At 57.1% G+C, this 24724-nt stretch carries 20 protein-coding genes; 13 read left to right on the forward strand and 7 right to left on the reverse strand.

The window, feature by feature from the left end; genetic code table 11:
- Positions 1–95 precede the first annotated feature (95 nt).
- Positions 96–974 carry a LysR substrate-binding domain-containing protein gene (locus ACR0AK_RS15290; RefSeq protein WP_480793944.1) on the reverse strand — a complete coding sequence of 293 codons (879 nt, stop codon included), beginning with the start codon at positions 972–974 and terminating at the stop codon, positions 96–98.
- Between the two features lie 99 nt (positions 975–1073).
- On the opposite strand from ACR0AK_RS15290, the gene ACR0AK_RS15295 reads away from it, so the two are divergent.
- Positions 1074–1859 (forward strand): HalD/BesD family halogenase, encoded by a 786-nt coding sequence (locus ACR0AK_RS15295; RefSeq protein ID WP_480793945.1) that lies wholly within the window; start codon positions 1074–1076, stop codon positions 1857–1859.
- A complete protein-coding gene (locus ACR0AK_RS15300; protein ID WP_480793946.1) occupies positions 1856–3106 on the forward strand; it encodes a M24 family metallopeptidase in 1251 nt (416 codons plus the stop codon). Before ACR0AK_RS15295 ends, ACR0AK_RS15300 begins: the two co-directional genes overlap by 4 nt.
- A 169-nt stretch (positions 3107–3275) precedes the next feature.
- On the opposite strand, the gene ACR0AK_RS15305 is transcribed toward ACR0AK_RS15300, so the two are convergent.
- Entirely contained in the window at positions 3276–4421 is a 1146-nt protein-coding gene (locus ACR0AK_RS15305; RefSeq protein WP_170559698.1) for a zinc ABC transporter substrate-binding protein, read from the reverse strand.
- Between the two features lie 56 nt (positions 4422–4477).
- Here ACR0AK_RS15305 and ACR0AK_RS15310 point away from each other — a divergent pair, with 56 nt between their 5' ends.
- Genes ACR0AK_RS15310 through ACR0AK_RS15320 form a run of 3 tightly spaced genes read left to right on the forward strand, consistent with a single transcriptional unit; the run spans position 4478 to position 6536 of the window.
- The gene (locus tag ACR0AK_RS15310; protein ID WP_170559700.1) at positions 4478–4990 is read left to right on the forward strand and encodes a Fur family transcriptional regulator; all 513 of its coding nucleotides are present in this window, start codon (positions 4478–4480) and stop codon (positions 4988–4990) included.
- 2 nt (positions 4991–4992) lie between these two features.
- Positions 4993–5739 (forward strand): metal ABC transporter ATP-binding protein, encoded by a 747-nt coding sequence (locus ACR0AK_RS15315; RefSeq protein ID WP_170559704.1) that lies wholly within the window; start codon positions 4993–4995, stop codon positions 5737–5739.
- On the forward strand, positions 5739–6536 hold the full coding sequence (locus ACR0AK_RS15320) for an iron chelate uptake ABC transporter family permease subunit (RefSeq protein WP_170559707.1): 798 nt from the start codon (positions 5739–5741) through the stop codon (positions 6534–6536). The genes ACR0AK_RS15315 and ACR0AK_RS15320 overlap by 1 nt, the downstream gene beginning before the upstream one ends.
- Positions 6537–6591: 55 nt before the next feature.
- On the opposite strand, the gene ACR0AK_RS15325 is transcribed toward ACR0AK_RS15320, so the two are convergent.
- From ACR0AK_RS15325 to ACR0AK_RS15345, 5 genes are all read right to left on the reverse strand, one after another.
- Complete coding sequence (locus ACR0AK_RS15325) at positions 6592–7329, reverse strand: maleate cis-trans isomerase family protein (protein WP_170559709.1); 738 nt, start codon at positions 7327–7329, stop codon at positions 6592–6594.
- Entirely contained in the window at positions 7326–8393 is a 1068-nt protein-coding gene (locus tag ACR0AK_RS15330) for a pyridoxal phosphate-dependent aminotransferase (RefSeq protein ID WP_480793947.1), read from the reverse strand. The genes ACR0AK_RS15325 and ACR0AK_RS15330 overlap by 4 nt, the downstream gene beginning before the upstream one ends.
- Positions 8390–10042, reverse strand: a complete 1653-nt coding sequence (locus ACR0AK_RS15335; protein ID WP_480793948.1) for a hydantoinase B/oxoprolinase family protein — start codon at positions 10040–10042, stop codon at positions 8390–8392. The genes ACR0AK_RS15330 and ACR0AK_RS15335 overlap by 4 nt, the downstream gene beginning before the upstream one ends.
- On the reverse strand, positions 10042–12138 hold the full coding sequence (locus tag ACR0AK_RS15340) for a hydantoinase/oxoprolinase family protein (RefSeq protein WP_480793949.1): 2097 nt from the start codon (positions 12136–12138) through the stop codon (positions 10042–10044). The genes ACR0AK_RS15335 and ACR0AK_RS15340 overlap by 1 nt, the downstream gene beginning before the upstream one ends.
- 250 nt (positions 12139–12388) lie before the next feature.
- Complete coding sequence (locus ACR0AK_RS15345; RefSeq protein ID WP_480793950.1) at positions 12389–13360, reverse strand: TetR/AcrR family transcriptional regulator; 972 nt, start codon at positions 13358–13360, stop codon at positions 12389–12391.
- Positions 13361–13539: 179 nt separating this feature from the next.
- Here ACR0AK_RS15345 and ACR0AK_RS15350 point away from each other — a divergent pair, with 179 nt between their 5' ends.
- From ACR0AK_RS15350 to ACR0AK_RS15385, 8 genes are read left to right on the forward strand one after another with little or no spacing between them, the layout of a single operon-like run.
- Positions 13540–14673 (forward strand): LLM class flavin-dependent oxidoreductase, encoded by a 1134-nt coding sequence (locus tag ACR0AK_RS15350; RefSeq protein WP_480793951.1) that lies wholly within the window; start codon positions 13540–13542, stop codon positions 14671–14673.
- 10 nt (positions 14674–14683) lie between these two features.
- Entirely contained in the window at positions 14684–15331 is a 648-nt protein-coding gene (gene ribB / locus ACR0AK_RS15355) for a 3,4-dihydroxy-2-butanone-4-phosphate synthase (RefSeq protein WP_480793952.1), read from the forward strand.
- A 48-nt stretch (positions 15332–15379) separates the two neighbouring features.
- Positions 15380–15757, forward strand: coding sequence for a nuclear transport factor 2 family protein (locus ACR0AK_RS15360; protein WP_480793953.1), 378 nt, complete (start codon positions 15380–15382; stop codon positions 15755–15757).
- Positions 15758–15790: 33 nt separating this feature from the next.
- Positions 15791–17179, forward strand: coding sequence for an amidase family protein (locus tag ACR0AK_RS15365; RefSeq protein WP_480793954.1), 1389 nt, complete (start codon positions 15791–15793; stop codon positions 17177–17179).
- A gap of 39 nt (positions 17180–17218) precedes the next feature.
- A complete protein-coding gene (locus ACR0AK_RS15370; protein WP_480793955.1) occupies positions 17219–18868 on the forward strand; it encodes a long-chain-fatty-acid--CoA ligase in 1650 nt (549 codons plus the stop codon).
- Between the two features lie 24 nt (positions 18869–18892).
- On the forward strand, positions 18893–20074 hold the full coding sequence (locus ACR0AK_RS15375; protein ID WP_480793956.1) for an acetyl-CoA C-acyltransferase: 1182 nt from the start codon (positions 18893–18895) through the stop codon (positions 20072–20074).
- Positions 20075–22375, forward strand: coding sequence for a 3-hydroxyacyl-CoA dehydrogenase/enoyl-CoA hydratase family protein (locus ACR0AK_RS15380; protein ID WP_480793957.1), 2301 nt, complete (start codon positions 20075–20077; stop codon positions 22373–22375).
- Positions 22376–22387: 12 nt separating this feature from the next.
- The gene (locus tag ACR0AK_RS15385; RefSeq protein WP_480793958.1) at positions 22388–24157 is read left to right on the forward strand and encodes an acyl-CoA dehydrogenase family protein; all 1770 of its coding nucleotides are present in this window, start codon (positions 22388–22390) and stop codon (positions 24155–24157) included.
- Positions 24158–24724 lie beyond the last annotated feature (567 nt).

The raw sequence follows: 24724 nt of genomic DNA on the forward strand, positions 1-24724 counted from the left end.
GCGGGCAAACCGTTGTCGTCAACAAATCTGGGTGGTTACCTCACGTCGCTGAAGGAAGGTGCGGTGTAATCCTCGCCTAAAGCTCAATTGGTGTTTCAACTCAGGAGTGCGGCCACGACCATTTGAACACTTGGATGAGAGCTCAGTCTCTTTGGGTGCGCTATCCGGTAGTCCTGCTGCAGTGGAATTGGCGTCATTTTCATCCTGACAACGGTGCCCGATTTCAAATCCATCGCCGCCATTTCCTGCGGAACCAGAGCCACGCCCAAACTGCCACGCGCAAAGCGTAACGCGGTGCTGCTGTGTCCTACAAGTTGCCCGGCCGAGCGGTCAATGATCCGGCGCCCGTCCAAGGCGGTGTTCCAGTCCGGGGAGGAGGCGAAACCCGGTCCCCAGTCTGTGTGAATAAAGTTCTGATCTGTTACATCATCAAGTTTGTGATTGAACTGTGCGGCAAATTGCGGGGCGGCCACCGCGATCATGACGTCGGAAAACAAAGGGACCACCTGAAAATCCCCATAAAGATCATGACCATAAAATACCCGCATGTCGATCTGGTCGGACTCAAAGTCCACGGGATCATCCTCGACGCGAATGTGTAGCGGGGTTTCAAGTCTATTTAGGTCCAGTGTGGATAGCTTTGAGGCCAGCCATGTTTCGGCAACAGATGGGGGCGCGCTTAGGATCAGGCGCTTTCGGCGACTTGTTGTTCGCTGCATCCGGTCGGACAAATCCCACAGGCGCGTCATGGCCGCTGCAAGTTCAGGATAGGCCGTTTGCCCGGAATCCGTCAGCCAGATCCGGTTGCCTTGCCGGATGAACAGCGTTTCCTCCCAAAACTCCTCCAGCAGTTTTACTTGCTGGCTAATGGCTGCCGAACTGACGTTCAGTTCACGCGCGGCCTTGGTAAATGACCCGGTCCGGGCTGCGGCCTCAAACGCACGTAGCGCATTCAACGGGGCAATTCGCTTCATGTTCAACCTTTAGAAATTCTTACGTATCATAAAAAGAATACCTATTGATAAAACCCTGTTTCAAGTCCTACTCAGGATAGGAGACAGGGAGGGTCGAAGATGCGCGAGATCATCAATCTGGACTTATATCCGCTGGACCAGCCGGGCAGCGCGGCTTGGCAAGACCTGATTGAACGGTGCAAGTCCGAGCTTTCACAGAACGGATTGTTCAACTTGCCTGGTTTTGTTCGGGACAACGCACTGCAATCTGCGGTTGCTGATCTGCGGCCGGTTTTCGACGAAAACGCGTTTGTCCATGAGCGGCGGCACAACATCTATTTCAAGACGTCAATCGAGGGTCTCAGCAATGACCATCCGGCCCTGACCCAGTTTGAAACTTCCAACCGGACGATTTGTGCCGATCAGCTGGGGCAGGCCGTAGTGATACGTCTTTATGAGTGGCCGCCATTTTCGCAATTTTTGGCAGCAGTCATGGGAAAGCCCAAGCTTTTTGTCATGGATGACTCGCTGGCCCGTGTGAACGTCATGGCATACTCAGCTGGGCAGGCCCTGAATTGGCATTTCGACAGGTCGGAATTCACCACAACACTACTGCTGCAAGCACCGCTTTCGGGGGGTGAGTTTGAGTACGAAAAGGACCTGCGCGCAGATGACAACCCGAACTACAATGGGGTGGCGGATTTGCTGGAAGGCCGGCGCAAACCAACACAGATGAAGCTCCAGCCTGGGATGTTGAACATCTTCAAGGGCAAAAACACGGCACACCGTGTCACGCCTGTGCAAGGCAACCGCGACCGCATCATCGCTGTGTTTTCATACTATGAACGGCCAAATGTCCAATTCACCGACGAAGAACGCATTGGATTTTATGGGCGCGCGTCGTGATCCGGGATGGCGCATTCAAGGACGAGCGTAAGCTGACCTACCTGAACAGCGAAGGCGCGGAGAAACCGCTGAAAAGCCCGGTGCCCGCTGCGGTTCTGGATAAGGCACGGGACTATCGGCTGCAGCGTCTTCGCCAGCAAATGGACAAGGTGAATTGTGCGGCGTTGCTGCTGTATGATCCCTGCAATATCCGCTATGCGTTCGACTGTTCCAACATGCAGGTTTGGACGTTGCATAACCCCATGCGTTATGCGCTGATCCTGAACAATGGCCCGTCTATTATGTTCGAGTTCAAGGGTTGCCTTCACCAAAGCGAAGGGTTGCCCGGGATCGATGAATTGAGGATCGCCAAAACCTGGATGTTCATGGCTTCAGGTGACAAGACGGACAGGGCAACAGACCTTTGGGCAGATGAGATTGCGGACCTCGTCCGGCAGTATGGTGGGGATAATCTTAGGATTGCTTGCGACACGCTCGAAAGCAGCGGTGTCGAGGCTTTGAAAGCACGCGGTCTCAATCCTATAGCAGGCTCGCCCCTTACAGAGATCGCGCGATCGATCAAATCAGATGATGAAATTGAGTTGATGCGCTGGACGATCCGCGTGTGCGAGGCGGGCATGGCGCGGATCTACGAACATTCCACGCCCGGCAAGACTGAGCGCGAACTCTGGGCGCATCTGCATTTCGAAAACGCGCGATCGGGTGGTGATTGGCTTGAAACAAAGTTGCTGACATGTGGTCCAAGGACGAACCCTTGGTACCAAGAATGTTCGGATCGGCCCTGCCAGCTGGGCGAGATGATTTCATTCGACACCGACATGATCGGCCCGTACGGCTACTGCGCCGACCTTTCGCGGTCATGGACATGCGGTTACACGCCCATGTCTTCCGCACAGCGTCGCCTGTACGACACCGCACTGCAGCAGATTCACCACAACCTTGAACTGGTGGGCCCGGGTGTCAGCTTTGCCGAATTCAACAACAAAAGCTGGCGGATACCTGATCCTTACATTCCGTATCGGTATTCGTTGGCGGTTCACGGTGTCGGTATGGCCGACGAATGGCCGGTGGTTCCCTTGCATGTGGATTGGGGGGGTGGAGCAATGTCGGGGCGTTTTGAACCCGGCATGGTCGTGTGTGTCGAAAGCTTGATTGCCGAGCAGGGATCAGAAAGCATTAAACTGGAAACGCAGGTTCTTGTCACCGAAACAGGCAGCGAACGGCTGGATAGTTTTCCATTCGAATAGATTTCTCCTGTTTCGCTTAAAAGCTGTACAGAAGCCATATGTATTGGGCATTCGTGTACGCGCACCGGGGACAACAAGACGCGCCAACACAAGTGTACTAGATACCTTGTTGCCCCCGGTGATAGCCAGCCCGTTCCGGAATTTAAACAAAACGGGCTGAGAGATCAGATCACAGGCAGTCAGCCAGTGTTTTCGCGATGTTCCGGATCATTTGCGGGTAGAGCGCCGCTCCGGGCTCAAGGTCAGAACCAAGCGGGTCAATCACTGCCGTTTTCGCCTCAGTCCCATCCATGACGGTGGCGACGAGGCCTTGGTTGAACTGAGGCTCTGACAGAACGCAATTTATCCCTTCTTCACGAATGCGTCCCTGGACCTCGGCAATCCGCGCTGGGCTGGGGTCTGAAGCATCCCCGATGGAAATCGCACCTGACGCCGGGAAATCAAAGGCGTTCTCAAAGTACTGATAGGCATCGTGAAAAACGATAAAGTTGCCACCGCGAACGGGTTCCAGAGCTTGGTTGATCTCTGCTGAGAGTGCTGCCATCTCTTCACGTGCCGCAGCTGCATTTGCGAAATAGGCGCCTGCATTGTCTGGGTCCGCCGCGGAAAGCTGCGCAGCAATCACGTTCAGCCAGTTGTTGGCATTTTCCGGCGAAAGCCAGGCATGCGGATCGTGATCGCCATGCGCGTGGTCATGATGGTCATCGTGGCCAGCATGCTCGTCGCCGTGGTCATCATGATCTTCACCTTCGGCATGTTCGTCGCCGTGGTCATGGTCATCATGATCCTTGTCTTCGGCATGCTCATCGCCGTGGTCGTGATCGTCATGATCTTTTTCGTCAGCGTGATCCTCGTGATCGTGGTCGTCATGATCTTCGCCTTCGGCATGCTCGTCGCCGTGGTCATCATGATCATCACCTTCAGCGTGCTCATCATCGCCGTGATCGTGCGCCTCAAACAGAGCACCTTCGCGGAAGTCCAGCAGGACGGTCCCGTCAGCTTCCAGCAGTGTTGTGACCGTTGCACCGTCGGCCAGCGTTTCGACTGCGCCTTCCATCCAAGGTGTCAGGTCTTCGCCAATCCAGAAGACCAGATCTGCGTTCTGAAGCGCGTCGGCCTCGGAAGGACGGAGGTTGTATTCATGCGGGGATGCGCCGGGTTGCACGATCAGGTTTGGTGTACCTACACCTTCCATTACGCGCGCCACCAGCGAATGCACCGGTGCAATATCAACTGCAACACTCGGGGCGTCGGCCATCGCTGTGCCCCCCATCAACGCAGCCGTGATCGAAACAGGAAGAAGCTTTCTGGACATCAAACCCTCTATGTGATTTTATAACGTTGCCGGCGGCATACATGATATGGAATAACATGACAAGTGAGACGAGACCTGCACCTGCTGATGACTCCGCCCTCGTCGGATTTCAAAAGCATGACCACTCCCATTGCGTCGAGAGCAGCCTTGCTGTTGCCGAAACTCGGTGCAAAGAAGAAGGTCTGCGCCTGACGCCCGTTCGGCGCAAGGTTCTGGAAATGCTGCTGCAGGAACATCGGGCCCTTGGCGCTTATTCGATACTAGATCGATTGCGCGACGAAGGCTTCGGGTCGCAGCCACCTGTAGCCTACCGCGCCCTCGACTTTTTGGTCGACAACGGGTTTGTCCACAAAATCGAACGTTTGAACGCGTTTGTCGCATGCGCCCACCCCGGGGCGACACATTCCCCGGCCTTCATGATCTGCAGGAAATGTGATGCCGTCGCCGAAACTCATTCCGCACCTGCAAAAGGAGAGCTGGGCGCGGCGGCACGGGCGGTGGGTTTCGAGATTGAACGGACCGTTGTAGAAGCCGAAGGTGTTTGCCCCGACTGCACCGAAAAGGCGTAGAAATGAACCTGATTACCGTAGAAGACCTTAGCGTAAGCTATGGGGCCAATACTGTGTTGAAGCATGTCAACATGGGTGTCGAGCCTGGCGAAATCGTGACAATTGTCGGTCCCAACGGTTCGGGTAAGACAAGTCTTCTGCGCGCCATAATCGGTGCGACCAAACCGTCTGCAGGACAGGTAAAACGAAAGCCGGGGCTAAAAATTGGGTATGTCCCACAGAAGCTTCATATCGACCCGACCCTACCGATCACCGTTGAACGGTTCATGCGGTTGACGCATCGTGCGTCCAAGAAGGATTGCAAGACGGCGTTGGATACAGCGGGCGTTCCTGATCTTCTCAAGCGCCAGATGTCGCAGCTTTCGGGTGGTCAGTTCCAGCGCGTGATGCTGGCGCGGGCATTGATCAACCGACCAGAAATCCTGTTGCTGGATGAGGCCACGCAAGGGTTGGACCAGCCCGGATCGGCTGCGTTTTACCGCCAGATCGAAGATGTGCGCCGCGAAACAGGGTGCGCAATCATCATGATAAGCCATGAACTACACGTGGTTATGAGTGCCTCCGACCGAGTGATCTGCCTCAACGGCCATGTCTGTTGCGAGGGATCTCCGGCGGTGGTGGCCTCGGCCCCGGAATACCGCGCGTTGTTCGGAACCGGAACGGGGGGTGCGCTGGCTCTTTACCGCCATGACCATGATCACAACCACGATCATCATCATGGAAAAGACTCACAGGAAGCCGCAGAATAATGCTTGATGATTTCATGACCCGGGCCACACTGGCCGGAGTGGGCGTGGCCTTTGCTGCAGCGCCGCTGGGGTGTTTCGTAGTATGGCGCCGTATGGCCTATTTCGGCGATGCCACAGCGCACGCCGCCATCCTTGGCATCGCCCTGTCGCTAACCTTTCAGATATCGGTTTTTACAGGAGCGTTGGCTGTTGCACTGCTGATGGCACTGACGGTGACATTGTTGGCAGGTCGCGGGTACGCAATGGATACCTTGCTGGGGGTCATGGCGCATTCCGCTTTGGCATTTGGTCTTGTCGCGGTCTCATTCCTTTCTGGTGTCCGGATCGATTTGATGGCCTATTTGTTTGGCGATATCCTGGCCGTGTCACGCTCGGATCTGGCCGTTATCTGGGGTGGAGCCGCACTGGTCGTCGTTTTGATCGCCTGGCGCTGGTCCCAGCTGTTGACAGCGACGTTGAATGAAGAACTGGCCTATGCCAGTGGGTTCGACCCCAAGCGTGAACAATTGATCCTGACGATTGCACTGGCAATCACGGTGGCAGTTGCAATCAAGGTTGTGGGCGTTCTGTTGATCGCGGCGATGCTAATAATACCGGCCGCTGCAGCGCGCAGTCTGGCACGGTCGCCTGAAACCATGGCTCTGATTGCTGCAGCAATCGGGGCGACGTCCGCCGTAGCAGGGTTGCGGGCGGCCTATGTTTTTGACACGCCCGCAGGACCTTCCATCGTCTGTGTCGCCGCCATTTTGTTTGCCTTTTTCAGCTTGATTGGGTGGCAGCGTCATTCAAGGTCCTGAACATTATTCAAACATTGCTATCCTGCTGGGTGTGACGCAAACCGCCATCTGCGGGTCACAGGGCGTCGAACAGACGCCCGGGCAATGCTTCGTGTTGCGGCAGGTTCAATGCCTTCATCAGGCAGAAGACCATCGCTTGATTTGAGGTGATGACGGGTTTGTCCAGCGCGGCCTCAATTTGTTCGATCGCTTCGACTGAGCGCATGTCTGTGCAGCTTAGCACGATGGCTTGCGCATCCGGGTGATCGGCCTGGCAGGCCAGTTCAAAAACCTCGTCCGGGGTTAATTCACCTTGCCCATAATTGCCAAGTTCGCGGCCCACGTCTGCACAATTGACGGTCGAAATTCCGTTGCGGGCCATGAAATCCATCGCCTGTAAATTGATTTCGCCCAAATAGGGTGACGAAAAGCCAACCTTTGTCGCGCCGACGGCTTTGATCCCTGCGATCAGCGCACCCGCGGCGGTCAGAGAAATCGCGCCAGATCCTGCCTTAATCTGTTGTGCCAGTTCTGCGTCAAAGGATGGCCCATGCGTCAGCGTCGCCGAGGTGCAGCCATACAACACAACATCCGGTCGCACGCCCGAGATCATTCGCAAGTCGTGACTGATATCCGATGCGCCCAACCCCGCCATCTGGTCCGAGCCGGGGATTTCATCCACGTCATACCCGCCCATGCGTTGAAAATGGATTGTGGTATTAGGCGGTCTCAGTAATTCCAAATCCGGTTCTAGATTTGTGTTTGTGAAGGGCACCAGAACACCGATTTTTGCGGCAGTTCGTGTTTCGGTCATGCGAGCGCTCCTTTTAAGGCTAAAAGGCATCGATCCATGACCGCTTCCTCGCATATTGTGGCGCGCAGGCAGTCGCTTAGACCGTAACCTCCCATGCCGCGCATCAGAAGATTGTCGGCCCGCAGCGCTAAATCTGCCCGTTGTGCCTCTTGGGTCGAGGCAAAACGCAATAGCACAAAGTTCGTGTGGCTTTGGGGAACGGTCAGGCCCAACGCGCGACATTCTTCGGCAAATCGGTCTCGTATTTCACCCGTTCGGGCAACCACATCCTGCATATGCGCCTGATCGCGGATCGCAGCCGCCGCCGCTGCCTGCGAAGCAATGGAAATATTGTTCGGGTTGAGCAATTTGCGCAGCTCCGTCGCAATCTCTGAGGGGAAATATCCCCACCCTGCGCGCGCAGCCGCCAGACCATAAGCTTTGGAAAAGGTGCGTAAGACCACTGTGTCCCCCCGATCGGTCAGCGAGAAGACTTCTGCCGGGTCATGTATCTGATCGGCAAATTCAGCATAGGCCTGATCAACGACTAGTAGAACATCAGCGGGCAAGCCGTCTCGCAAGCGTAAGATTTCGGAGTTGGGGATCAGAGTGCCGGTCGGGTTGCCGGGGTTGCAAACAAACACGATCCGCGTTTCGGGGGTCACCGCGACAATGATATCGTCTACGGATACTGTCAGGTCCACCTCGCGCGCCCTGACGTAGTCGGCCTGAACCTGAGCAGACGCTGAGGCGACAAAAGCATACCCATAATCTGTGCCGAGAACCCTGTCGCCGCGCCCGGAAAAAGCGCGGATCAAACAGCCAATAAGCTCCATCGAGCCCGCACCGCAAAGCACTCGTGTCGGATCGACGTTATGCACTTCGGCGATTGCAGCGCGTAGGTCCGACCATTCCGGATCGGGGTACAGTTGCAGATCGCTCATTGCGTCGCGGCCCGCTTTGATGGCAGCGGGGCTTGTGGGAAAAGCGCTTTCATTCTGGGCCAGCGAGATGGTGACTTCATCTCCAAGGTCGGCCAAAGCATAGGCCGCCATCGACCCAATGTGCGGAACCGGACGGATCATGATGTACCTCTGTAAGAGTTTGCGCCTTCTGCGCTGATCAGCCCTCGATGCAGATCAAGGGAAATTGCCTGCGGATCCCGTTGAACCGGGTCGCCAAAACCACCGCCGCCAGGAGTTTCAAAGATCAGATAGTCGCCGGCTTCGACGCGAAGTTCCCCTTTGCCTGGGATGTCGTTATCACCATCGCGGAAACGGATACGCCCTGGTGCGCCGGGGCGCCCGCCCATGCGACCAAGGGCGGGGAACTTGAGGCGCTCGACCGACAAGAATACGATGAATGGCGCCCCATTAGCTGATGTCATCTCAATTCGCTGGCCCAGACCACCGCGATACTTGCCTGCGCCCCCGGAGTCCGGGCGCAACTCGCGCTTCCAGATAGTGACGGGGGCCACGCTTTCCGTGATTTCGACTTGTGATCCGAACACGCCTGAAGGGTATGCGGTTGCGGACAGACCGTCCGCGTGTGGCCGCGCGCCGGTGCCGCCATTATGCACGGGCTCGACCGCGAATTCCTGACCGCCGTCGCGGGCCACTTCGGGGGCGTGCCGCATCGGCAGATCAAACATGCAGGACGCACCCTCGGCGGGCACTTGATCTGGTAGGGCCTGATGTAGGCAACCCAGCACCAGATCTGGTGTGACCTGCCCAAGAGTGTGCCGCATCGCGACTGGTACAGGGCGCTGAGCGTTCAGAATGCACCCTTTTGGACCGTCCACTGTAAATGGCTCCAATGATCCGGCGTTATTCGGGATATCGGACCCCACGATACAGCGCAGGGCGAATACGGTATAGGCAGTGGCATAGTTCAATGGAACATTGATGCCCTTACGCGAACAGCCCGAGGTTCCGGTAAAGTCCACGTGCATACCCTGCGCGCTGACCGTCAAGGTCGCGTGCAGCTCCAACTCGCTTTCATAGCCGTCCATCTTCAAGAGGTTTTCATAAACACCTGCCGGAACTTCAGCGATCGCCTCAAGCGTTCCGCGACGCGAGGTGTCGATAATATAGCTGCCCAGTTGATCCAGATCGCCAATCCCGAACTCATCCATCATTGAGAGCAGACGAACACCGCCCGCTTCACAGCAGGCGATCAGCGCGTATATGTCGCCTTCATTTGCGATGGGCTCGCGGCTGTTGGCGCGGACAATGTCCAGCAGCAGGGCGTTCGGCACTCCTTGATCGACCAGCTTGCAAGGCGGGATCAGCAGGCCCTCATCATAGATATCAGACCCTTCAGGTCCCATGCCAAGACCGCCAAGATCCACAAGATGCGATGTGCACGAGGTAAAGCCAACGACCCGCCCGTTTTTGAAAACGGGCATCATCAGCAGAAAGTCGTTCAAATGCCCCGAGGCCAACCATGGGTCATTGGTCATGTAGATATCGCCGGGCTTCATGTCCTGAACCGGGAAATGGTCGCGCAGATGCATCACAGCTGCGGCCATCGTGTTGATGTGTCCCGGTGTTCCAGTGACCGCCTGTGCGAGCATCCGACCTTCGGCGTCAAAGATTCCGGCTGAGATATCACCGCATTCCCGCACAATGGGTGAGAACGCGGCGCGGATCAGTGTCTGGCCCTGTTCTTCGACCACCGCAAGCAGTCGGTTCCACATGACTTGCAGGTGGGCAGGGGAAAGATCGGCAGCCATCATGCGCCTCCTTTCTTGTCTTGGATAAGGATGAGGTTACCCATTGCGTCCACATGCGCGGAGAAATCAGCTGAGACCAAAGTGGTGGTCTGCGTTTCCGTAATCAGCGCCGGTCCGTAGATCCGGTCGCCAGGATTCAGGATGTCGCGTGACACAAAACCAGCTTGTTTGGTCTGACCATCCACGTCGCAGATGATCGGGCGGGTTTGGGCAGGAGTGATCGTTGTCAAAGTAGGTGTTTCCGGCAACACTGGAATTTCCGCGTCAGGTGTCGCGGCCCGGACGGCCCAATTCAGGATCTCGATTTGCATCCCCGGTACTGGGCGCGAGAATTGCTTGCCGTACTCCGCCTCGAACGCAGCGGTGAGAGGTTTTACATCGTTCAAGTTTAAGTCTCGGTCGGGCAGGGCGATTTCGATCTCGTGCCCCTGACCGTTATAGCGCATGAAGGCGGAGCGTTGTGTTCCCGTGGGCGCACCACCTGCGCCTTGGGAAACTACGCTGCTTGCCTCATCGATCATGTCAGACAGCAGGGTATTGATGCCCTTTAGATCCAAGGTTTCAAGCAGAGAGTAGCGAGATCTTACGATCTCAAAACTGACCGGCGCAAACAGAAATCCGACCGCCGAGCCGACGCCCGGATTGGGCGGAATCACGATGCGGCTAACCCCGGCTGAACGCGCCACTCGGCTTGCGTGCAGGGGCCCGTTGCCACCAAACGCGATCATCGTACGCGATCCAAGGTCCTTGCCCGATTCCACGGCATGCATCCGGCCAGCGCTGGCCATGCTTTCATCGACGATACGACTGACACCGTCGGCGGCCCCTGCGGCGTCTGTCTCCAGTCGCGCCCCGATGACCCGGCTCAGCGCGGCTTTCGGTGCTTCTGAATCGATTTTGATAAACCCTTCGGCAAATGTGTCGGGTACGATATAGCCCAAGGTTATGTCGCTGTCGGTCACGGTTGGTTCGGTACCCCCACGGCCAAAGGCAACGGGACCGGGTTCTGATCCGGCCGATTTTGGGCCCACAGTCAAACGCCCCAGCCGGTCGACCCCGGCGATGGAACCGCCACCCGCCCCGATCTCGATCATTTCGACAACAGGGATGCGCACCGGCATGCCCGATCCCTTGATGAACCGCGCCGCGCGCGCGATTTCAAACTGACGCGAAGTTTGCGGCCTTGCCTTGTCAATCAGGCAAAGCTTCGCGGTCGTCCCGCCCATGTCGAAAGACAACACCTCGTCAATCCCGGACCGCGCTGCGATGCGTGCGGCCAAAATTGCCCCGCCTGCCGGGCCGCTTTCGACCAGGCGGATCGGAAAGCGCGAGGCGGTCTGAACGGTGCACATTCCGCCACTGGCCGTCATCATCAGGATCGGACAATTCACGCCTTCTGCCTGAAACCGAGTGGCAAACCGCGCAAGGTAGCTTTCCATCAACGGTTGGATGTAGGCATTGGCGACCGTAGTGCAAAGCCGGTCAAACTCGCGCGCCTCTGGGCTTACATCAGAGGAAATTGAAACTGTCAGGCTGGGGCGTTTTTCCGCCAGAATGTCGCGCAAACTGCGTTCGTGCGATGGGTTGGCATAGGCATGCATCAAACAGATTGCGACAGCGTCCGCCCCGCTGGTATCCAATTCAATCAGCAGCGCGTCAATTGCGCTGGTGTCCAATGGGATCAGCACATCCCCTCCGGCATCCATCCGTTCGCGAATGGTCAACGCCCGTTCGCGTGGCACCAGCAGGTCTGGCTTTTCAAGGTTGATGTCATATTGCGCATACCGCCGCTCATACGCGATTTCCAGAATATCGCGAAAACCTTCGGTCGTGACGGTCGCCACAACAGCGCCGCGCCGTTCGATCAACGCGTTGGTCGCTAGTGTCGTGCCGTGGATGAAGCCAGTCACCTCATTCAACGTCCGGCCCGATTGCGCCATGACACGTTTTGCGCCCTCCATCGCGCCATCGGCTGGATTTTGATGCGTCGTGAGCGTCTTAGTCGAGGCTAATATGGCCTCTTCGCCCGAGACAAGTACTGTATCGGTAAAGGTGCCGCCGATATCTATGGCCAGGCGCAGGGATTGAGATGTCATGAAGTTGTCCGAAGTGTCCGTTATCTGGGCAGAAGGCAATGGGCGCTGAGCGCCTGCGATCATCCACTGACGACGAGGTCACAACCGGTTGCACGCCGATTCAGAGGGTTTGGACTACTGAGCGGTGTCATATACGCAGTTAGACACGGCCATTAGTTGCCGCAAGTTGGTTTGCGACCAAATTGCCCAGAAGCGACAGGAACTTGCGTTTGGAACGTCAGGGGGTGGCACATAGGCCAACTAGGGTGACTCAGGACTTCTTCGCCGAGCCTGCTTCTGCCAAAACGCCATCCATGATGAGCGCCTTCAGACTGGTCCTGATCTCGCTTTCCGGGAACTTTCCGATACTCCAATGCCGGAGTGACCAGACGTTGCACAGGAAATACAGATAGTTGGCCATCAACTCTGTGTTCATTGGGCGGAACACTTTCTGCTCGACCCCTTTGTCCAGAATACCTTTCCAGCGCCCCATGAAATCACGTTCCATATCGAAAACGCGCGCACGGTTCTCAGCGGACATCGACCGGGTTTCCGAATAGACCAGATTGATATAGCGGCGGTTTTTCCCGATGTAGTCGATGTACCGATCTATCGCTTTTTCAAGGTTCTGATCTGCGGGGCCTGTAAACAGCTTCCCGGTATCGAAAAAGTCGATGATGTCCTGCATGCACATCGTCGTGATCAGGTGCAGTATGTCGTCCTTGTCCTTGATGTATTTGTACATCAGCGGAACGGACAGGCCGGATTCCTTGGCGATTTCGCGCATGGAAGCATTTCCGAACCCGTGTTTGGCAATCACTTTGCACGCGCCCTCAAATATCTGCCGTCTCCGTTCCTCGGCGGTGTCCGACAGAGCGCGGGGCGGTTTTTCGGCCAGAGCGGGTTTTGGCGTCTCTGCCAGTTGCGCATCGACAGAGAACGTGCACGTCACTTCCATCAGCGCGGTGGCCTCGCCAGGATTGTGCCCGGCTTGAACGATCGAGACACGGTACGAACTCAGCGACGAATCCTCTGGCGACATGCGCATGGCCTGAGCTTCGACCTGCCCCTGTCCAGGGGTTGCCAGATTCGTCGCGGAAGTATTGACCAGTGTTGGGCGCAGTGTTTCCCCAAGGCGTTTGAGTTCTTCGCGTGCGGCTTCAATCGCTAACGCGACACACACGCCATCCAGCTGCGATTTCTTAATAAATTCATCAACTTGCGCGGCGGAATACAAAAACACCCGGTCTGCCTCCTTGGGTCCTTACCTGAAGGCAACATGTTGAAATCCCTATGTGTTGTCCAGTTGGAAATCGTCGCAGCATCGTGGCGACGTCGGGAAACTCAATTCGGGGCTTGACGGAATTACTGGTCATATGGGAATGTTAGTGAACGTTCAGTAACACGCTGGGAGACGCCTGCATGAAGTTCAAGATTCTCGCCATTCCATTCGCACGCCAACATGGTGAGGACACTCAGCTTGCCGGACGTGATCCAGCGCGGTTTAACAAGATGATGCTCACCCTGCGTGATCAGATGGTTCTGGCCGAAGAGCTTGGGTATGACGGCTTCTGTCTGACCGAACATCACATGCAGGTCGAAGGCGTTGAATGCACCACGAACCCGCTGTTCTGGAATATGTACATCGCCCAGCACACCAAGAACTTCACGGTGGGTCAGTTGGGGATGAACCTGACCGCGATGAACCCAATCAAAACGGCTGAAGACATCGCAATGCTGGACCACATGACCGGCGGCCGCGTGTTCGCAGGTTTCTCGCGGGGGAACACGCCGCGCTGGACCGCAACCATGGGCCAGCATCTGGACATCACCTCGGCTGAATCCGACAAATCCGAGGCCGATCAGCGCAACCGCCGCGCGCTGTATGAAAACTGGCGCCTGATCAAGTCGCTATGGACCGACGACCTGACCGAACATCAGGGCGAGTTCTGGAACTTCCCGTCGAACGTCGCGTGGGAGTTCAACCCGACAAAGCTGTGGGGTGGTGACAGCCCGGTTGATGAAAACAAGATTCTGCGCAAGTCGGGCATCGTTCCGCGCCCGCTGCAGAAGCCACACCCGAAAGTGTACGCGCCGTTCTCTTACTCGATGGAAACCGCCAAGTTCTGGGCGTCGGAAGGGGCCAAGATGGTATCCTTCGTAACCGCCGATAAAGAAGAATTCATGCCGGTGATCCTTGAGAACTGTCTGAAGGCCGCACATGAAAACGGGCTGCCTCAGACCACCAACAACGATGTTCTGGCACTGGGTGCGCATCTGATGATGGGCAAGACCCCAGCCAAGACCAAACAGTATCGCGAAATGTTCGATAATCTGTGGTTCTCGGCCTATGACGCGCCGCCGTATCACGTGCCGCTGGGACGTGTCTGGGATGGTTCGCGACAGCAGGTTCTGGATCAGGTCGGTGAACTGGCCGAGCGGTATCAGATCGAGGAATTCTTTGTCTGGCACCACGTGAATTACTTTGGCGATGAGATCGAGCAGGAAGCTCTGATCGAATTTGCCGAAGGCGTTATCAAACCTCTGAACGGATAAGGGGAAGACAATGTTCGACCTGCATGAGGTTTACCGGCTGTCGCCCATCGAGGAGATCATCGCGGATTGTGAACAAGGCCGCATGGTGATCCTTGTCGACGATGAAAACCGCGAAAACGAAGGCGATCTGGTGATCCCGGCAGCCTGCGCGGATGCGGCTGCTGTGAACTTCATGGCAAGATATGGCCGGGGTCTGATCTGCATGGCTATTCCGCCCCATCGGGCCGAGCAGTTCAGCCTTGGGCCGATGACAGCGTTCAACACGGATCCGCATCATACGGCGTTCACTATTTCGGTAGACGCGAAAAAGGGAACCACCACCGGTATTTCCGCCAGCGATCGGGCGCGGACCATCGCGCTTTTGGCGTCCGATGGCGGTTGTTCGACAGATCTGATCTCACCCGGGCACATGTTTCCATTGGTGGCGCGACCGGATGGCGTTCTGCAGCGCGAAGGCCATACCGAGGCCGCAGTCGATCTGGCCCGTCTGTCCGGGCAGGGGGATTCCGGTGTGATCTGCGAGATCATGAATGACGAAGGTGAAATGGCGCGCCTGCCAGATCTGCTCGAGTTTGGAGCCCGACACGGCCTTAAGGTCGGCTCGATTGAAGACCTGAAAAGGTACCGTCGGGCTTTGCTTGCCGACAAGGCGGCCTGATGGCCAACGCCATCTGCGTTTCACGACACTCACGACCAAGGACATAGCATGACCGCATTCGCCGAGATTGAAACCCTTATGCAGGCGTACATCGAAAACCTACATGACGGAGACATCAGCAAAACCGACCAAATGTTTCTGCCGGAATGTGATCTTTGCTGTGCCAACGAGGATGGCAGTTATACCCACATGACGCTGGAGAAATACAAAGACGTTATCGGCGGCCGCGAAAGTCCGAAATCCAAAGGATATCCGGTTTACGGCCAAACAATCTCGATCGACCAATCAGGGCCGAACACGGCCTTTGTCAAGATCGACTGCGCAGTTCAGCCGCGATACTTCATCGACTACCTGTCGCTGGTGCGCACTGTCGAGGGCTGGAAGATTGCAGCCAAGGTCTACTACGTCCAGCGCACCGAAGACTGATCCCCCTATCTGATCGAGCCAGTATTCCAACAAATGACGGCCCCTTATTCTCAACTTTCGGCGCGTGCCATGGTGCAGGCCTTTGCCCGGATGGAGCTTTCCCCGGTCGAGGTCACGCAGGCTGCGCTGGACCGTATCGAAGCGGTCAATCCCCAGATCAATGCGATTTATCATGTAGATGCCGAGCATGCGCTTGATGTAGCCAAGGCGTCGGAAAAGCGTTGGCACGACAACATGCCGTTGGGGCCGCTGGACGGCGTGCCAACAACAGTCAAAGACGCAATAGATTGTGTCGGTATGCCCGCCTATCGCGGATCGGCAGCAGGCGAAGCCGTGATCAGCACAACTGATCACCCGACCGTTGCGCGTATGCGCGAGGCCGGATCCGTGATCCTGGGCAAGAACACAATGTGCGACTATGGCATTCTTGCGGGTGGCGTGAGTTCAAAGCACGGCGTTACCCGCAATCCATGGGATGTGTCGCGCACGACGGGTGCATCATCTTCGGGGGCGTCCGCGAGTGTTGCCGCGGGGATCGAGCCGGTTTCAATTGGCACCGATATAGTGGGATCGATCCGCCTTCCGGCCTCGTATTGCGGGTTAGCCGCCCTGAAACCCAGCCAGGGACGGGTGCCCTACTATGTCTGCAACAGCCCGGCGATCACGGCAGGGCCATTGGCCCGCAATTTTGGCGATGTCGCGCTGCACATGAATGTACTGACCGGTGAAGATCTGCGCGATTTCGCAGCTTTAGAGCGGGACGGCGTGAACTATGTCTCGCGTCTGACGCGGGGAGACAATAATGGCATGTCGGTTCTGGTTATCCCCGAGCTTGGTCTGGGCGAACCGGTGGCTGAAGATGTGCAGGAGGCGCTGGAACGGGCGGCGCTGGTTTTGCGAGATATGGGCGTTCGAATCTCTTATCTTGAAGCCGCGCCGTTCAGCCGTACAGATTGGGCCCCTACCGAAGCGTTCTACAAGATCCGAACTCTGTGCGAACTGATGCGTCAGCCCGAGGCTGAGCAGGCAAAAACGACCTACATCCGGAACTGGACCAACGATGCACGCGCTTTATCTGCGGTCGAGCATCAGCGGAACTACGACCATACGCAGGCATTGCGTGAACGGGCGCTGGCGCTGATTGACGGTTATGATTTTGTCCTGCTGCCGTCGACCCCTGACACCGCTTTTGTTGCCGAACTGCCGGGGTCTGATCCCAAAAAACCGTTCGAAAGCTGGGCCAATACATTTCTCTTCAACCTGACCGAGCAACCCGCATCCAGCATCCCGGTCGGACTGGACCGAAACGGTCTGCCGATCGGTATTCAATTGGTCGGACGCCGCTTTGACGATCTGGGCGTCTTGCAGATGTCCTGGCAGATCGAACAGGACATCGGAGAAATGCCAACCGCACCTCTGTGACCGACACAGTTGCGCGGCAATACTCATTGGGAGACACGAATGAGCACTGAAAAGACAACGCTAACCGGCCAGATCATGACGATGCCGCTGACTGTGACGAGCATCTTCCGTCACGGTATGGGTGCTCATCCCGAGGCTCAGATCGTTTGGCGCAATACGGACATGACCATTGACCGCTACACTTTTGCGGACATGGGTCGGCGGACACAACAACTGGCACATGCTTTGACCGAGCTGGGCGTGGGGCCGGGTGACCGTGTGTCAACGTTGGCCTGGAACAACAATCGTCATCTTGAATTGTACTATGCGTTGGCTTGCATCGGCGCGATCTGTCACACGATCAACCCGCGTCTGCATCCTGATCAGATCGCGTTCATCATCAATGACGCCGAAGATACGCATATGTTCTTCGACACGACTTTTGCGCCGCTGATTGATGCGGTCTCGGCTCGCTGCCCCAGCGTTCGCGGTTGGTACAGCCTGACCTGCCCGGATCAGGTGCCCCAGATGAGGACAACTGTCAGCGATTATGAATCCCTGATTGCGGGCAGGCCCGAGACCTATGATTGGCCTGACCTGGACGAAAATGCAGCCATGGCGCTGTGCTATACATCTGGCACAACCGGCAATCCCAAAGGTGTTCTGTATTCCCACCGTGGAACCGTGTTGCATGCTATGGGCGTTTCCGGCGGCGACTGGCTGGCGCTGAGTTCTCGCGACGCCACCTTGCCGGTGGTGCCCATGTTCCATGCCTGTGCCTGGGGAATTCCTTATGCGGCCGTGATGAACGGCACCAAGCTGGTTATGCCGGGACCGGGGATGGACCCGGCCTCTCTTCTGGAACTCATGGACGATGAAGAGGTCTCAATTATCTCGGGTGTGCCGACTGTCTGGCTGGCCTTGTTTGAATATTTGGATCAACAGGGAACCACTTTGAAAACTGTCAAACGCGCGATGATGGGGGGATCGGCCGCGCCGCTGTCCCTGATCGAGCAAATCGAGAAAGGGCACGGGATCGACGTTGTGCATGGTTGGGGCATGACCGAATTGAGCCCCGTCGGCACGCTTTCGGTGCCCAAATGGGGCGAGGATAAACTGCCGATCGATGACCGCCTCGCACTGAAGATCAAACAGGGGCGCGCGCTTTATGGCGTCGAGATGCGTATCGTCAATGACGAGGGCGAGTTGCTGCCACATGACGGTGTTGCCTCTGGCATGTTGCAAGTGCGCGGCCATTGGGTTGCTGAAAGCTATTGGGGTGGGGCCGGTGCCGATGCCTTTACCGCAGACGGCTGGTTCATCACCGGTGATGTCGCGGCGATCGACCCCAAGGGCTATCTGCGCCTGACCGATCGGACCAAGGATGTTGTCAAATCGGGCGGCGAATGGATTTCGTCGATTGATCTTGAAAACATCGCCATGAGCCACCCGGACATTCTGGAGGCTGCCTGTATCGCCGCCAAGCACCGAAAATGGGATGAACGCCCGCTAATCGTTGCGGTCAAGCGTGAGGGATCGGATGTTCGCCGCGAGGATGTTCTGGCGCTCTATGACGGTCAGATTGCCAAGTGGTGGACACCTGACGACGTGGTGTTCCAGGCCGAACTTCCGCACACCGCGACTGGCAAGGTTTCGAAGCTGCACCTGCGTGAGCAATTCGCGAACTACAAGCTTCCAACAGACAACTAATTTCTGCCTTCAAGGATCAAAACCATGCGTTCTGCCGTTATCGTCTCGACCGCCCGTACAGCCATTGGCAAAGCCTTCCGCGGTGCCTTCAATGACACGCACCCCGCCGTCTATGGTGGCCACGCCGTTGCCGAGGCAGTTAAACGCGCCGGTGTTGATCCGTCCGAGATCGAAGATGTGATCATTGGTAACGCCGTGCCGGAAGGGGCGAATGGCGGAAATCTGGGCCGTCAGGTTGCCATGCGTGCCGGCCTGCCCGTCACCGCGTCGGGCCAGACGATCAATCGGTTCTGCTCGTCGGGCCTTGAGGCTTTGACACGCGCCTGTTCACGGGTCATGGTCGACGGCTGTGACGTGGTTGTCGGCGGTGGTGCCGAGAGCATCTCGCTGGTGATGGGGCGCGACAACACCTATCGACTGAAAGAGGGCTGGATCGACCAAAACATCCCCGGTTTCTATGATCCGATGATCCAGACCGCTGATACCGTTGCCGACCGCTACGGTATCAGCCGCGAGGCGCAGGACGCGTTTGCCCTGCAGTCGCAACAGCGCACTGCCGCGGCGCAAGAGGCGGGCAAGTTCGATGACGAGATCGTTCCGATCACCGTCACCAAAGCGAACAAGAACAAGGAAACCGGCGAGATCACCTATGAAGAGGTCACGCTGGCTCAGGATGAATGCAACCGCCCGTCGACCACGCTGGAAAGCTTGCAGGCTCTGGCTCCGGTCATGGGTGAGGGCAAATGGATCACCGCCGGTAACGCCTCGCAACTGTCCGACGGTGGCTCGGCGCAGGTCGTGATGGAAGAAAAGCTGGCCGAAAAGCGGGGACTGGAACCGCTGGGTCGTTATGTGGGCTATGTCGTTGCAGGCTGCGAACCCGATGAGATGGGTATTGGCCCGGTGTTTGCAGTGCCGAAATTGCTGGAACGCAATGGCCTGAAGATGGACGATATAGGCCTGTGGGAACTGAACGAGGCGTTTGCGTCACAGGCCCTGTATTGCCGCGACAAACTTGGTATCCCGAATGAAATCTTGAACGTCGATGGCGGCGCGATTTCAGTGGGCCACCCCTATGGCATGTCAGGCACTCGCATGGTCGGCCACGCGCTGATCGAGGGCAAGAAACGCGGCGCGAAGTATGTTGTCGCCACCATGTGTATCGGCGGCGGCATGGGCGCGGCTGGCCTGTTTGAGGTCCTGTAAATGAGCGAGATTAACAAAGTCGCCGTTATCGGCTCGGGCGTGATGGGCGCGGGTATCGCCGCGCATTTCGCCAATGCCGGCGCGCAGGTGGTTCTGCTGGATATTGTGCCCGAAGGGGCAGAGGATCGTTCTGCGCTGGCCAAGGGCGCCATCGCACGTATGACCAAGGGCCGCACTCCGCAACTGGCTGATCCCGCTTACGCGGGGCGGCTAACAGCTGGCAATCTGGACGATGATCTGGATCAGCTTTCGACGTGCGACTGGGTGGTCGAAGTTGTGTTGGAGGATGTCGGGGTCAAACGTGAGCTCTATTCCAAAATCGCACCGCATTTGCGCGATGACGCTATCCTGAGCTCGAATACCTCGACAATACCGCTGGCAGATCTGGTGGCTGATTTGGATGAAGGGTTGGGCAGACGATTTATCATCACCCATTTCTTCAACCCGCCGCGATATATGCGCCTTCTTGAGCTCGTGACGGGCCCCGACACCGATCCGTCGGTTACGGAACGCGCACGTGCCTATAGTGATGAACGACTGGGCAAAACCGTTGTGCCCTGCAACGACCGCCCTGGATTTATCGCCAACCGTCTGGGCGGACTGTGGATGAACGCTGCTGTCCGAGAGGCCGTCGCGCGTGGTATCGCGGTTGATGAGGCCGACGCCGTTCTGTCGCGCCCCTTCGGTGTTCCCGGAACTGGGATTTTTGGTCTGTTCGACCTGGTAGGCATCGACCTGATGGGCAAGTCGCGCCTGTCGATGCGGTCGCTGCTTGAGGCCGACGATCCGCAACAGATCCACACCGAGGGTGTCGATACGTTCGATCGGATGGCGGCAAAAGGTTATGTCGGGCGTAAAGGTGATGGATCAGGGTTTTATCGCCGGTCCAGAGACGCGGCGGGAAAGACCGTTGCCCAAGCCATCGACCTTACCACGCTGGAGTACCGCCCTCGAACCAAAGCGCCGGAACTGGCGAAGACTTTTGGAATTGATTTCATCGACCAAAAGGGTGACCGGCTGGCTGACTACGCCTGGGCCGTTATGAGTGCGACCCTTTCCTATGCTGCCTATTGCGTGCCTGAAATCACCGGCAGCCCGGCGGCCGTCGATGCGGGGATGGAGTTGGGATACAACTGGCGCATGGGCCCGTTCCGCCTGATGGATAAGATCGGCGTAGCCAAGATTGTTGCCCGTCTTGCTGAAGAAGGTCAGGACGTACCGCCCTTGCTGGCATTGGCGGCGGAACGTGGCGGCTTCTATTCGGGGCAGGGCCGGGATCGCAAAGTTCTGCTGCCCTCAGGTCAACAGGCGGATGTACCGCGCGGGCCCGGAGTGATCTTTGCGTTGGACCTCACGGATGATCCGGTTTTCTCCACCGAAGCCATTGCCCTGCGTGACATGGGCGATGGTGTCGCGCTGCTGTCGATCACCGCACCGAATGCGGCCCTCGACGATCAGGTCATGACCGGCATTAGTGATGTGCTGGAAATTGTCGGGCGTGATTTCAGGGCGATGGTCATCGGTTCGGACGGCAATCACTTTTCGGTTGGCGCCAACCTTAGAAAGGCGTTGGACCGCGCAGATGCCGGAGAGCTGGATCTGGTCGAAGGGCAACTTGCCATCGGTCAGGCTACGATGCGCAAGATCAAATACGCGCCGTTTCCTGTTGTTTCGGCTGCGTGTGGTCTGGCCCTGGGTGGTGGATGTGAAATCCTGATGCATTCGGATCGGGTCATGGCCGCGCTGGAAAGCAATATCGGACTGGTTGAGGCCAATGTCGGCCTACTGCCCGCATGGGGTGGAACAACTGCCCTGTTGCTGCGCAAGACAGCGGAATTGGGCGATCCGGTAAAAGGGGCCGAAGCTGCATTTGATGTCATCTCTAAGGCGCTGATGGTGGGGTCTGCCGCCATGGCGCAACATGCCGGCTATCTGCGTAGAGGCGATGGTGTGGTGATGAACCGGGACCGTTTGCTGGCGGACGCGAAATCGGCCGCCTTGGAACTGGCCAATGGCTATGCCGCTCCGGTCAAGGCCGAAATCGCGCTGGACGCTGCTGCGATCAACGCTGCGCTGGAACCGAAGCTGGCCGTGCTGGCCGAAGCGACGGCAGATGCGCCCTATACGGTCGAGATCGCTCGTGAAACGGCGCATGTTCTGGCTGGTGGCGATGGTGGCGCGCTGGATGAAGAAGCGCTGCATAAGCTGGAAGCCCAGAGCATGATGCGTCTGATCCGCCAGGACAAGACGATCGAGCGGATGCGCCACACTATGACCACTGGTAAGCCGCTGAAAAATTAAGGGAAACGCAGAATGGATTATCAACTTCCTCAACGGGATATCGCGTTTCTGCTGGATGAGGTGCTGGACCTCGACAGAACTCTGGCGCTGCCGGGCTACGAGCATTGTGACAAGGACACGTTCTTTGCCGTTGTTGATGCGATCAATGGTTTCGTGCGCGATAATCTCGCCACCTGCAACGAGGCCGGCGACAGCCCCGGCGCTCGGCTGGTAGATGGTCAGGTCTATGCCGCCACCGGGTTTGGCGACGCCTACAAGGTGTTCTGCGAAGACGGCTGGAATGCGTTGGCGCTGGAGGAAGAGTATGGCGGTCAGCAATTGCCCTTTGTCCTGCACGCAGCCTTGCGCGAAGGCATGGCCGGAACCAATCTGGCCTTCGCCCTGATCCACGAACTGAACTTCGGCGTTGTCGAAGCGCTGATGGCCCATGGTTCGGACGAGCAAAAGTCAGTCTACTGCCCGCAACTTACATCCGGAAACTGGGCAGGGACCATGAACCTGACCGAGCCGCATTGCGGCACCGACCTGGGTCTGATCCGCACCAAGGCGGTCCGTAATGATGACGGGTCTTATGCCATCACCGGCAACAAGATCTTCATCACCTGGGGCGATCACGACATGTCGGAAAATGTCGCCCACCTGATCCTTGCACGGGTCGAAGGGGCCCAGCCCGGCCCACATGGACTGTCACTATTTCTGGCGCCGAAATACATGCTTGACGCGGACAACAACACGACGGGTGAGCAAAACTCGATCACCATCGCTGGGATCGAGAATAAGATGGGTATCCACGGATCACCCACTTGCGCCATTTCGTTCAAGGACACCAAAGCCTGGATTGTCGGCAAAGAGGGCAAGGGCCTGGCCGCGATGTTCGTGATGATGAACGCCGCGCGCCTGTCGGTTGGCCTGCAAGGGTTGGGCGTGGCCGAAGCTGCAGTTCAGACTGCGACATCATATGCCCACGAACGCCTTCAGGGACGCGCGGACGGGGAACCTATGAACCCGATGGGCCCAGCTGATCCGCTGATCGCTCATGCGGATGTGCGCCGCCGGTTGCTGACCGCGCAGGGCGAAATGGATGCCGGCCGTGCGATGGCCTATTATGGCGCTGGTCTGTTAGACGCGGCGCATCGCGCCAATACGCCTGAACAGCGCAAAGAGGCGGATGCGCGTCTGTCGCTGCTGACTCCGGTGGTTAAATCCTATCTGTCTGACATGGGATCGCGCATGGCAAATGAGGCTGTGCAGATGCATGGTGGGCACGGTTTCATTAAGGATTATGGGGTCGAGCAATTGGTGCGCGACGTTCGGATTACTGCGATCTACGAGGGGACAAACGCCGTTCAGGCCCGCGATTTGGTCATGCGCAAAGTGCGCGGCGACAATGGTGCCGTGGTCAAGGGACTGATCGCCGACATGCTGGACGAGGCGGGTCACCTGGGTAACGACCTTTCGGATGTCGAAAGTAACCTGCGCGATGCGGCATCCCGACTTGGGCGTACGACTGACTGGGTCCTGAGCACCGCGCAAGGTGACGTGCTCTCTGGCGCGTGCGACTATCTGGAAATTGTGGCGCTGAGCGTATCGGCCTGGATGTCGGCCCGGATTGCGCGTATGGCCAAGGTTGCCGGTGGGTCACAATCGCCAGAATACTATGCAGATCGGATAGATGCTGCGCGCGCCTTCATGTCACGGGCATTGCCACGTGCTGTCAGTCACGAAATGATCATGCAGGCCGGCGAACCCGGCGTAGTATTCCGGGCCAATCGCTGTCTGTAACTCCTCCTTCTTCACAGGCAGCGGTGCTGAAGGGCGTTCTGGAAACAGAGCGCCCTTTTTGCGTTATATGAATCAAACAATATTCAACTTAGGAGTTCGAAATTAGCGTTTTCTTATCGAACATTGAACACGGGTAATGCCTTGAAAACGCAACTCTTGTTCAACCTTATACATACTCAAATTGCGAAGCCGCACTGTTGCCAGGCTTGGACCCGGATCGAGACCCCAACTAATCCGCTTTTTGGAAAAAACACACTGCTGCTGGTCCCAAGAACCTGATGGGTAGGCAGGTATGCAAGGCGCTGACGGAGCGCCAACCGAAGCGTGGGCCGAACAAAACAATCGCGACTTCGAAAATCTGTTTAACTTTGCCAATAACGCACCCCGTATCATGTGCCGACGAGATTTGTCTGGTAAGACAACGTGAAACAGACAACGCTTGACGCCGACCAGAAGGTCTTGACACAAGCACTCTAATATCGCTTGTATACTAATGAAAATAGACAAGGAAAGCCTGACAGCCGAACGGCTTGTTGGTGCGACTTCCTTGGCTCGGATTTAGAACAT

This window comes from Ruegeria sp. BI12 (assembly GCF_056537985.1).

Bases quoted from the DNA above. Each gene is read 5' to 3' on its own strand.
- ACR0AK_RS15340 (WP_480793949.1), bottom strand. From the start codon at position 12,138: ATGACATCTCAATCCCTGCGCCTGGCCATAGATATCGGCGGCACCTTT.
- ACR0AK_RS15290 (WP_480793944.1), bottom strand. From the start codon at position 974: ATGAAGCGAATTGCCCCGTTGAATGCGCTACGTGCGTTTGAGGCCGCA.
- ACR0AK_RS15375 (WP_480793956.1), top strand. From the start codon at position 18,893: ATGCGTTCTGCCGTTATCGTCTCGACCGCCCGTACAGCCATTGGCAAA.
- ACR0AK_RS15320 (WP_170559707.1), top strand. From the start codon at position 5,739: ATGCTTGATGATTTCATGACCCGGGCCACACTGGCCGGAGTGGGCGTG.
- ACR0AK_RS15335 (WP_480793948.1), bottom strand. From the start codon at position 10,042: ATGGCTGCCGATCTTTCCCCTGCCCACCTGCAAGTCATGTGGAACCGA.
- ACR0AK_RS15350 (WP_480793951.1), top strand. From the start codon at position 13,540: ATGAAGTTCAAGATTCTCGCCATTCCATTCGCACGCCAACATGGTGAG.
- ACR0AK_RS15365 (WP_480793954.1), top strand. From the start codon at position 15,791: ATGACGGCCCCTTATTCTCAACTTTCGGCGCGTGCCATGGTGCAGGCC.
- ACR0AK_RS15360 (WP_480793953.1), top strand. From the start codon at position 15,380: ATGACCGCATTCGCCGAGATTGAAACCCTTATGCAGGCGTACATCGAA.
- ribB (WP_480793952.1), top strand. From the start codon at position 14,684: ATGTTCGACCTGCATGAGGTTTACCGGCTGTCGCCCATCGAGGAGATC.
- ACR0AK_RS15295 (WP_480793945.1), top strand. From the start codon at position 1,074: ATGCGCGAGATCATCAATCTGGACTTATATCCGCTGGACCAGCCGGGC.
- ACR0AK_RS15370 (WP_480793955.1), top strand. From the start codon at position 17,219: ATGAGCACTGAAAAGACAACGCTAACCGGCCAGATCATGACGATGCCG.
- ACR0AK_RS15330 (WP_480793947.1), bottom strand. From the start codon at position 8,393: ATGATCCGTCCGGTTCCGCACATTGGGTCGATGGCGGCCTATGCTTTG.
- ACR0AK_RS15325 (WP_170559709.1), bottom strand. From the start codon at position 7,329: ATGACCGAAACACGAACTGCCGCAAAAATCGGTGTTCTGGTGCCCTTC.
- ACR0AK_RS15385 (WP_480793958.1), top strand. From the start codon at position 22,388: ATGGATTATCAACTTCCTCAACGGGATATCGCGTTTCTGCTGGATGAG.
- ACR0AK_RS15380 (WP_480793957.1), top strand. From the start codon at position 20,075: ATGAGCGAGATTAACAAAGTCGCCGTTATCGGCTCGGGCGTGATGGGC.
- ACR0AK_RS15305 (WP_170559698.1), bottom strand. From the start codon at position 4,421: ATGTCCAGAAAGCTTCTTCCTGTTTCGATCACGGCTGCGTTGATGGGG.
- ACR0AK_RS15310 (WP_170559700.1), top strand. From the start codon at position 4,478: ATGACAAGTGAGACGAGACCTGCACCTGCTGATGACTCCGCCCTCGTC.
- ACR0AK_RS15315 (WP_170559704.1), top strand. From the start codon at position 4,993: ATGAACCTGATTACCGTAGAAGACCTTAGCGTAAGCTATGGGGCCAAT.